Raw genomic sequence first — 8600 nt, forward strand, 5'->3', positions numbered from 1 at the left:
AATCAATGGGGTATTTTGTTGTTGATGTGACGAGCTAATGCCGTCGTTTGATGTTGTTATCATGGTGAGCAAATAGATTGAGGGAAATGAAGCATGCTTTACCTGCGCAGGCTTCAATTTATCAGTTCAAATTATCCGTTCAATTACCAAGAGGTAAAAGGCTGCTTCATTAGCATTGAGTTGTAATAGCGTCTGTCACCCGTTACTTCTTTACCTAACCAGCTGGGCTTGTGTACTTTTTGTGCTTCATCAGTAAGCTCTACCTCTGCAACCACCAAACCTTGATTTTGCTGGTAAAACTCATCAACTTCGAAAGTGTGATTCTCAAACTCGACTAAGTAGCGTGTTTTATCAATAACACCAGGCTCACAAATTTTGAGTAGATCCTGTGCTTCAGCGACTGAGATTTCACTTTCCCATTCATAGCGGGAAGCCCCAGACTCATTACCAATACCTTTAATGGTTAAAAAACCTTTATCACCTTTTACTCTAACTCGGACAGTCCGTTCAGGCACACTCGATAAATAGCCTTGAATGATACGGACTGAACCAACGGCCTGCGATTTAAATAAATCGCTTTTGACTAAATATTTACGTTCGATTTCTTGAGCCATGATGCAAATCCTTAATATTTATCCAACCAACTTGAGTTACCGTCGGACTCATTAATGTTAGTTAGCGAGAGGTAAGTTTTTCATCCCAATAACGCGTTTTATCGCTTGTAAGTAATTGATATTTTCAACTCCTGTCAGCTTTAAATCACTTATGGTTTTTTGTATATCTTCTATTTGAGTTGATTCGCTGTTGATACTGACAATTCGAGCGCCATTAACGAGCACGTTCGCTAACTCACAAATTGTATCATTAACCATATAGGCGTAGCGCTGTTTATGAATGTTGACTGCCTGTAAGTCTGGGTGATTTTCGATAACAGCGAGGAAGCCTTCTAAACAATAGCTGTCTTGGGTTAATGCGGGTAAATCAACCATAAACGCGGGGAATATTTCTTCAATCAGTCGTGTTTTACTCAGTGGGAATACCGCTTTAAGTTTAGGGTCCCATTGTTCTAAGCCGTTGACCGTTTGCACATAGGATTTTATATCCATCTTACCGTCGCGAATTTTGGTATTGTTCAAATCATTCGTGCTGGAGATGATATAAATTTCGTCACTTTCTCGGCACCAAAGCTTTTCTGGTACGGGTACCGATAAGCGCGCCATACGATAGGATGCTTCGGTAAAGTTTTGCCCGAAAGTTCGAAATTCAAAACGAGGTTTAGATATTTCACCGATGGTTAATTCAGACATGAGTCAGTCCTTTTATGCTGTCGTAGTGTTCGGATGAAGCTCAACCGTCACAATACTCCCAAGAGATGATAAATAAACAGATCCAGATCAATGTTGTTGTTGATAAGTTTTAATCTAATCTTACATCAATCGTTTTGTGTAATAATGATTTTCGTCATTAACTAATGATTTTAATGGGAATATTTAAATCATAATTTAAGTCGTTCGTTCTATGTGAATATTTAATTAAAACTAGTTTGTACTTTCGTTGATCTAGATCGAATTTCATTGCTACTTTTACGGGTAATGTTTATTCAGCAGTCGCATTGCATCGAAAGGTAAACAAAATGACCAAGGAAACTCCTTCAGCGACAGACCCACTGGATATGAATCAATATCGAATGGAAAAGCTGCCAATTCGAAATAAAAGTACCGTTGAACAATGGTTAGCTCGTATAGGGATTTGGATTGCACTTGCCGTATTTGTATTTTTACTCACCGCCGACCCTATGCCGTTTTTAGTTAACATTGATAGCACTATGCTAAGCAAAACTGCGGCAGAACATTTTGACCAAGCCGGAGAAGTGTTGTTTAGCTGGCATGGTCAGGCAATGTTTGCGATTTTCTGTGCGGCTATTATTCTCTGGATAACAGAGCCTATACCGAATTATTTAACGTCATTGATGGTGATTATTGCGTTAGTGCTAACGGGAGTATTACCCGAAAAGGTAGCATATGCGCAATTAGGTCATCCGATAATGTGGCTCAATATTTTATCGTTTATCTTGGCTTCTATGTTGGCGACTACAGGCGTAGCTAAGCGCTTTGCGTTATGGTTTATCTGTCGTTTTGGGACAAGTGCAACCCCCATTTTTTACAGCTTTATGCTAATCAATTTGGTTTTGTCGGCCTTTATTTCTGCAACCACAGCAAAAGCCGCCATTCTCATGCCGATTTTTATGGTGATAGCCGCGGTGTATGGTGCTCGAGGTGGTGACAATAAAAATAATTTTGGCCGCAACTTAGTGCTGCAAAACCTACTGCAAATTAACTTATGTGCTGGCGCTTTTGTAACAGGCTCAGGGGCGAATTTATTGGCTGCGAGTTTAATTGCTGGTGCTATTGGTGGTAGTTTCTATTTTGCCGACTGGATGATTATTTCGATGCCCGTGGTAATTTGCATGATCATTATTGGTTGGTTTGTTGCGACAAAGATTTTTTTCCCATTATCCCCCGAAGAACGCTTACCGCAAATTGAGGGAGGAATGGACCGTTTACAGCAAGAGCTCAATAAAATGGGCCGAATATCATTTGTCGAAATTAAATCTATTGTGATTTTTGTGACTATTTTGATATTTTGGGCAACCGACAAATATCACGGTGTCAGTGCTACCGCGGTTGCATTTATTGGCGCCATTGTGGCTTTGCTTCCTCGGGTTGGTGTGGTGAACTGGAACCAGGTAGATGTGCCATGGCACTTATTACTTTTTTCTGCGGGGGCGTATACCTTGGGGGCTGGATTCAAACAAACTGATTTACCTAATCTGGCAGTAAATTTTAGCCTAGAGTATTTTGGTTTAGATGAAAATACACCCTTCAGCGTTTTCTATATAATGTTAACTGGTGCAATGTTGTTTAGCTCGGTGATATTTCAATCAAAAACGATGCGAACGATGTTGTTTATCCCCATCGCGATTGGGGTCGCCCAGCGTTTTGATTTTCCTATTATGAGTTTGGCATTACCTGTAGCACTCCAAATAGAGCATGTTTATGTTTTACCTTTTAATAGTAAGCCAGCTTTACTGCTGTATTCCACCGACCATTATAGTTTAAGTGACACGTTTAAATTTGGATTTACCATGCTAGTTATTGCTTGGGTGGTATGCATCGTATTGGGTGAAACGTGGTTTAGATGGTTAGGTTATACCCCAAATGGGGTGTTTTGGTAGCCTTCAAATCGTAAGACAATAGTATTGAGTACTAAATATGAGCGCAAAGAAAAATGAAATTCGAAGTAAATTGGCGCTACTGCAATTAGCAACGGAACTTGGCAGCATAAGCAAAGCATGCGGCATCATGGGTTACAGCCGTGACAGTTATTATCGTTTCAAAAAACAATATGAAACGGCTGGTGAACGTGGTTTAAAGAACTTATCTCGAAGAAAACCAGCATTAAAAAATAGAGTTTCCCAAGCTGTAGAAGACCAAGTTATTGAGATAGCACTTGATTACCCTAATTATGGTCAAGCAAAAGTCGCAGAGTTGTTGACAGCCCGAGGCTGCGCTATTTCTGCCAGTGGCGTTCGCACTATTTGGGTTAGGCATAACTTAGAAACAAAGAAAAATCGATTATTGGCTTTACATAGCAAGCTAAAACAAGACAATAATTTAGCGCCTTCAGATCAAGTGCGCATTGAAAAACTGTATCAACTCGATTCAAATGATCCCATCTTTGAGTGTCTTTATCCAGGTGATATTTGTGTGCAAGACACCTTTGATTTAGGGGTTATAAGCCCATTAGGCCAGTTATATCAACATACGTTTGTTGATGGTTATAGTCAGTTTGCGATAGCGGTGATTATGCCAGAACGTGATTCTGCTTCAGCCGCTGAGTTTCTTGAACAAACTGTTCTACCTTGGTATGCCACTGCCCAAGGGCTCAATATCAATACTATTTTAACCGATCGAGGCAGTGAGTTTTTTGGCAAAAAAAGCCAGCAGTTTAGCGATGTTTTATCTGCTCATAATATTAATCACATTCAAATGAGAGCGTACAATGGCCCTGTTGTAAATGGTCTTGCAGCTCGTTTTCAAGACCTAGCATATCATGAGTTTTATGAGCCATTCTTGAAAGAAAACAAAGCCGGTTCGTTGTTAGATCTCAATCAACAATTGGCGAATTGGTTGTATGACTATAACCATTCTCATGCCATATCTGGGCGTTATACATTAGGTAAAACCGCTGCAGAGGTACTGAAACTCACTAAGCACTTATCAGAAGCATCAAGCCAATGTAGTTAACATTGCAGATGGCAGTTTACAAACCTAAAGTAGAACGGTCGTCTAGAGTTGTTTGCTATAATCATAAAAGTGGTACGCGGTTAGTTGTAGGGGATTATCGGTATTACCGCCTTCAAAATGTGTTGATGGGTTTTGCTCAATGCTACGCCAGTAAATAACAGGCATAAAAAAACCGTAAACGCCTATTAAGTGCTTACGGTTTGATAAGTATTAAATACTTATCTCATAGTAACAAATTCTTCTGCACCCGTTGGGTGTATTGCTACTACGGCGTCAAAGTCTGCTTTGGTTGCGCCCATTTTCATTGCTACGCCAAAACCTTGCAGTATTTCATCCATGCCAAAACCAATGCCGTGAATACCGACAACCACTTCATTATCACCAGCACAAACAAGCTTCATTTTGCAGGCTTGGCGATGCGCTGTAACAGCTGAGTACATTGAGGTAAACGTTGAGGTGTAAACCTTAATATTGTCTTGGCCATACTTTTCAGCGGCTTCTGGCTCAGTTAGACCCATGGTGCCGATAGGTGGATGGCTAAATACCACTGTTGGAATTAAGCTGTAATCCATTTTAGCGTCTGGCATGTTGCCAAATAAACGCTCTGACAACAAACGACCCGCTTTAACGGCAACAGGGGTTAATTCAACACCGCCCGCCATAATGTCGCCAACACAATAAATACCTTTCGCGGTGGTATTTTGTTGCTCATCAGTAATGACATAGCCTTTAGCATCTAATTGCACATCGGTGTTTTCTAAGCCGATATTGCCTGTTGATGGTGAACGACCAATGGCCCAAATGAGGCAATCAATCGTTAAGCTTTGGTCATTTTCTAATAGTAACGTCAAACTACCATCGGCATTTTTGGTGACCGATTTAGGTACGCTGTGAGTGTGAAGCGTTGGGCCGTCGGTGGCCATAGCGTCAACTAATGCGTCGGTTAAAATAGGGTCAAAGTTACGCAGTGGCGCATGTTTACGTACTAATAAATGCGTTTCGCTGCCCAGTGCGTGTAATACACCCGCCACTTCAACAGCAATATAACCGGCACCCACAACCGCTACGCGCTTAGGTTGCGCACGTAATGCGAAGAAACCGTCAGAGTCGATACCGTGTTCAGCGCCAGGAATATTAGGAATTGTTGGTGCGCCGCCAGTGGCAACCACAATATGGTCGGCAGTGTAGTGCTCGCCATCAACTTCAATGGTGTTGTTATTGATAAAGCGACCATAGCCATTTAATAAAGTGACTTTATTGCTCGCAAAGCCACGGCCATAAGCATCATGAATACGGCCAATGTAGGCTTCACGATTGTCGACTAGCGTATTCCAATCGAATTTATTGACGGTAACATCAAAGCCATAATCTTTGGCATATAGGTTCAGTGCTTCAGCGACATGAGCGCCATACCACATGACTTTTTTAGGAACACAGCCGACGTTAACGCAAGTGCCGCCAACGTGCTTTGCTTCAATAATTAATACTTTTGCGCCACGCATTGCTGCACGGTTTGCTGAGGCGATACCGCCACTGCCTGCGCCAAGCGCGATATAGTCAAAATGTTGAGCCATGATTATCTCCACTGCGGTTAATGCATCCATTGTAGGGGGGATTGTGTTTGCAATCTAGTCGTTCCCCCCAATGCATTGTTAGCGTTTATGTTGGCATTCACCACGGTCAACGTTATTAGGGCCGCTGGTTGCACACTTAAGGCAGGCCCATTCGCTTTCTCTAATATCGATTTCATCTTGATAATGACTAAATTGACTGTTTTGGGTATGGCGTTGCTTCTTTTGTAACTGCTTTATGCGGCTATGCAACCAGCGACAGCTTGGATCGTTAGCGATTGTCGCACTCTTTAAGGTGGTGCGCTTTACAGTTGATGAGCGCGTGTTGTTTTTTTTGATGGGTGATTTTTTGTGGCTCGGTTTAAGGTAAATATCATCGGCTCGATATTCTAAAGCTGAGCTTTGCTCTGTGGGGATAACAATCACATTACCTTGATGATCGGTTGCGTACTGCGACGGGAGTGAGTTGGCATTGTCATTGGTTAACTGGGTGGGTTTATCGGGCTGTTTAATCATCAGTTTGGTGAGCTCGCTGGCAAGTAATGAGGCACTGAATAACATCATCACCGCGGCGAATAAGATAAATAGTATATTGATAAGTCGAGTTAACATAAGCTTCCTTGCTTGAGTCTAGGGGGCGTCCTGTAGCCCCTTTAGTCTAGCCTTGGATTGCTAAAATGCTAGCAAAGCTTAAAAACTCAGTTTGAAATGCACCCCTGCATAGGTTTGATCTAAACTGCCCTGAATATCATCGGCACTGGCTTGTTGCTTAATATCTCCTTGAGCGATGCTGTGGCTAATGTGTGCAGATAATGCCATTGAATCATTCAACTTTTGTTCGGCTTCTAGTCCAAATTGGAAATGGTTAGCGCCGTTGTGTTCTTCACTGCTGTATTGATAATCAAATCCCTGAACAATGTAAGGTGTCAAAGTGAAGTGTTGATTGATTTCCCATGGGCTATGTATGCTCAGTTCAATGAAATAGCCGCCAGCTTCGGTTGCATAAGTGTAGTTAACAGCGGGTACAAACCAAGTTAATCCATTAACCGTTAACGCGCCGAAAAATTCATTATCGGAACAGCGCTCATCGCCATAAAATTCTAAGCGCTGGTAGCCTACTGTGGCATCAATATTATTAGCGAGATGTAAGGTGTATTCTAGCCCTAGGTTCCATTCCACATAATTCACTTGGTCTGCTCGCCCTACAATGGCATAAACAGCTAGGTCGTTTTGTTCAATATTTGCCACTGCCCATGCAATACCGCCATGCTCTAAATTATTACGACCTTGAGTGACATAATTATTTTCCCAAGCAACATCAACCCCTGCAGTCGGCTGGTATTCTGCCGTGGCGAACGCTGACGAGGATGTCATCAAGCACATCATCGTAGCCATTGCACAACAAAAGGCGCGGGCATAATGGTTGCGGTTTGATAGGCAAAAATCGAAGTTCATGTTTATTGAGCTCATATCGAAAAATGGGAAAGTGCTTTTAATCAAGCGAATGGTAGCCCTTTTAGTGGGAAAATAAATGATAATCAGTCTCGTTTGGGATCTGCCTGTCAATATTAGTTGTGTAAATTAAGTGTAAAATTAAATTGGGATCTTAGTCACTCTATTTGTTGATCAAATCAGTTAGGTGACTGAGCTTGTTATACGTTGAATCAACGATAATATGGTCAAACTTAGTGATGACAAGGCCTGTGTATCGCCTCGAAACTAAGGTTATATTTATCGGGATAAATTGTTTCTACGCTTGAAAACGGTAACAATTAGCCCAATATAAGCTAAATACTCACGCGACATATTTCGAGGAATCTTTATGAGCAATCCATTGCTAAGTAGCGCAGAATTACCAGAATTTTCAAAAATTAAACCTGAACACATTCAGCCTGCAGTTGAGCAAGCCATTGCCAAATGTCGTGAGACTATTGAAGTATTATTAGCAAAAAATAGCCAATACACTTGGGACAATCTCATTGAGCCTCTTGAAGACGTTGATGATGAGTTAAGTAAAATGTGGTCGCCTGTGTCGCACATGAACTCGGTGATCAGTAGTGATGAATTACGTGATGCTCACGATGCTTGTTTGCCGTTGTTGTCAGATTACGGCACCTATGTTGGCCAGCATCAAGGTTTGTACGAGGCGTATAAATCGATCCACGAATCGGCAGACTTTGCCCAGTTAACTCAAGCGCAAAAAATGGTCATAGAGCAGAGCTTACGTGACTTTGAATTGTCGGGGATCGGCTTGGATGACAGTCAAAAAGCCCGCTATGGCGAAATGGTTAAACGCTTATCTGAACTCACCAGCAACTTTTCTAATCAACTGTTAGATGCTACTGAAGCGTGGACTAAGCTTATTACCGACGAAGCAGACTTAGCGGGTTTACCTGAGTCAGCCATCGCCGCAGCTAAAGCTATGGCAGACGCCAAAGAGCAAAAAGGTTGGTTATTCACTTTAGACTTTCCGTCTTATTTACCCGTAATGACCTATAGCGAAAACCGTGAGTTACGCGAAGAGTGTTACCGTGCATTTGTGACTCGCGCATCTGACCAAGGCCCTAATGCCGGTGAGTTTGATAACACCAATAACATGAATGAAATTGTGGCATTGCGCCATGAGTTAGCCAATTTACTCGGTTTTGCCAGCTACGCGGATAAATCGTTAGCCACCAAAATGGCAGAAAACCCAGCACAAGTATTAGGCTTTTTAAACGAG

8 protein-coding genes are annotated in these 8600 nt (G+C 41.9%); 3 read left to right on the forward strand and 5 right to left on the reverse strand.

Features of this window, described 5'->3' with window-relative positions; genetic code table 11:
- Positions 1-143: 143 nt before the first annotated feature.
- Entirely contained in the window at positions 144-614 is a 471-nt protein-coding gene (locus tag CXF78_RS07545; RefSeq protein ID WP_011639290.1) for a CYTH domain-containing protein, read from the reverse strand.
- A 57-nt stretch (positions 615-671) separates the two neighbouring features.
- Entirely contained in the window at positions 672-1307 is a 636-nt protein-coding gene (locus CXF78_RS07550) for a hypothetical protein (RefSeq protein WP_102036424.1), read from the reverse strand.
- A gap of 326 nt (positions 1308-1633) precedes the next feature.
- Here CXF78_RS07550 and CXF78_RS07555 point away from each other — a divergent pair, with 326 nt between their 5' ends.
- Positions 1634-3235, forward strand: a complete 1602-nt coding sequence (locus tag CXF78_RS07555) for an SLC13 family permease (RefSeq protein WP_102036425.1) — start codon at positions 1634-1636, stop codon at positions 3233-3235.
- A gap of 37 nt (positions 3236-3272) precedes the next feature.
- The gene (locus CXF78_RS07560; protein WP_011639287.1) at positions 3273-4307 is read left to right on the forward strand and encodes a helix-turn-helix domain-containing protein; all 1035 of its coding nucleotides are present in this window, start codon (positions 3273-3275) and stop codon (positions 4305-4307) included.
- Between the two features lie 218 nt (positions 4308-4525).
- Here the strand turns inward: CXF78_RS07560 and gorA are convergent, their stop codons facing one another.
- The 3 genes from gorA to CXF78_RS07575 all read right to left on the reverse strand — a co-directional run bounded on the left by gorA (position 4526) and on the right by CXF78_RS07575 (position 7252).
- Entirely contained in the window at positions 4526-5881 is a 1356-nt protein-coding gene (gorA, locus tag CXF78_RS07565; protein ID WP_102036426.1) for a glutathione-disulfide reductase, read from the reverse strand.
- Between the two features lie 78 nt (positions 5882-5959).
- Positions 5960-6490 carry a hypothetical protein gene (locus CXF78_RS07570; RefSeq protein ID WP_102036427.1) on the reverse strand — a complete coding sequence of 177 codons (531 nt, stop codon included), beginning with the start codon at positions 6488-6490 and terminating at the stop codon, positions 5960-5962.
- Positions 6491-6568: 78 nt separating this feature from the next.
- Complete coding sequence (locus CXF78_RS07575; RefSeq protein WP_245423170.1) at positions 6569-7252, reverse strand: hypothetical protein; 684 nt, start codon at positions 7250-7252, stop codon at positions 6569-6571.
- A gap of 448 nt (positions 7253-7700) precedes the next feature.
- On the opposite strand from CXF78_RS07575, the gene CXF78_RS07580 reads away from it, so the two are divergent.
- The coding region (locus CXF78_RS07580) for a M3 family metallopeptidase (RefSeq protein WP_257984864.1) at positions 7701-8600 on the forward strand (900 nt) is incomplete at its 3' end.

Origin of the sequence: Shewanella sp. 11B5 (assembly GCF_002836795.1) — a bacterium.
Taxonomy (GTDB): Bacteria; Pseudomonadota; Gammaproteobacteria; order Enterobacterales; family Shewanellaceae; genus Shewanella; species Shewanella frigidimarina.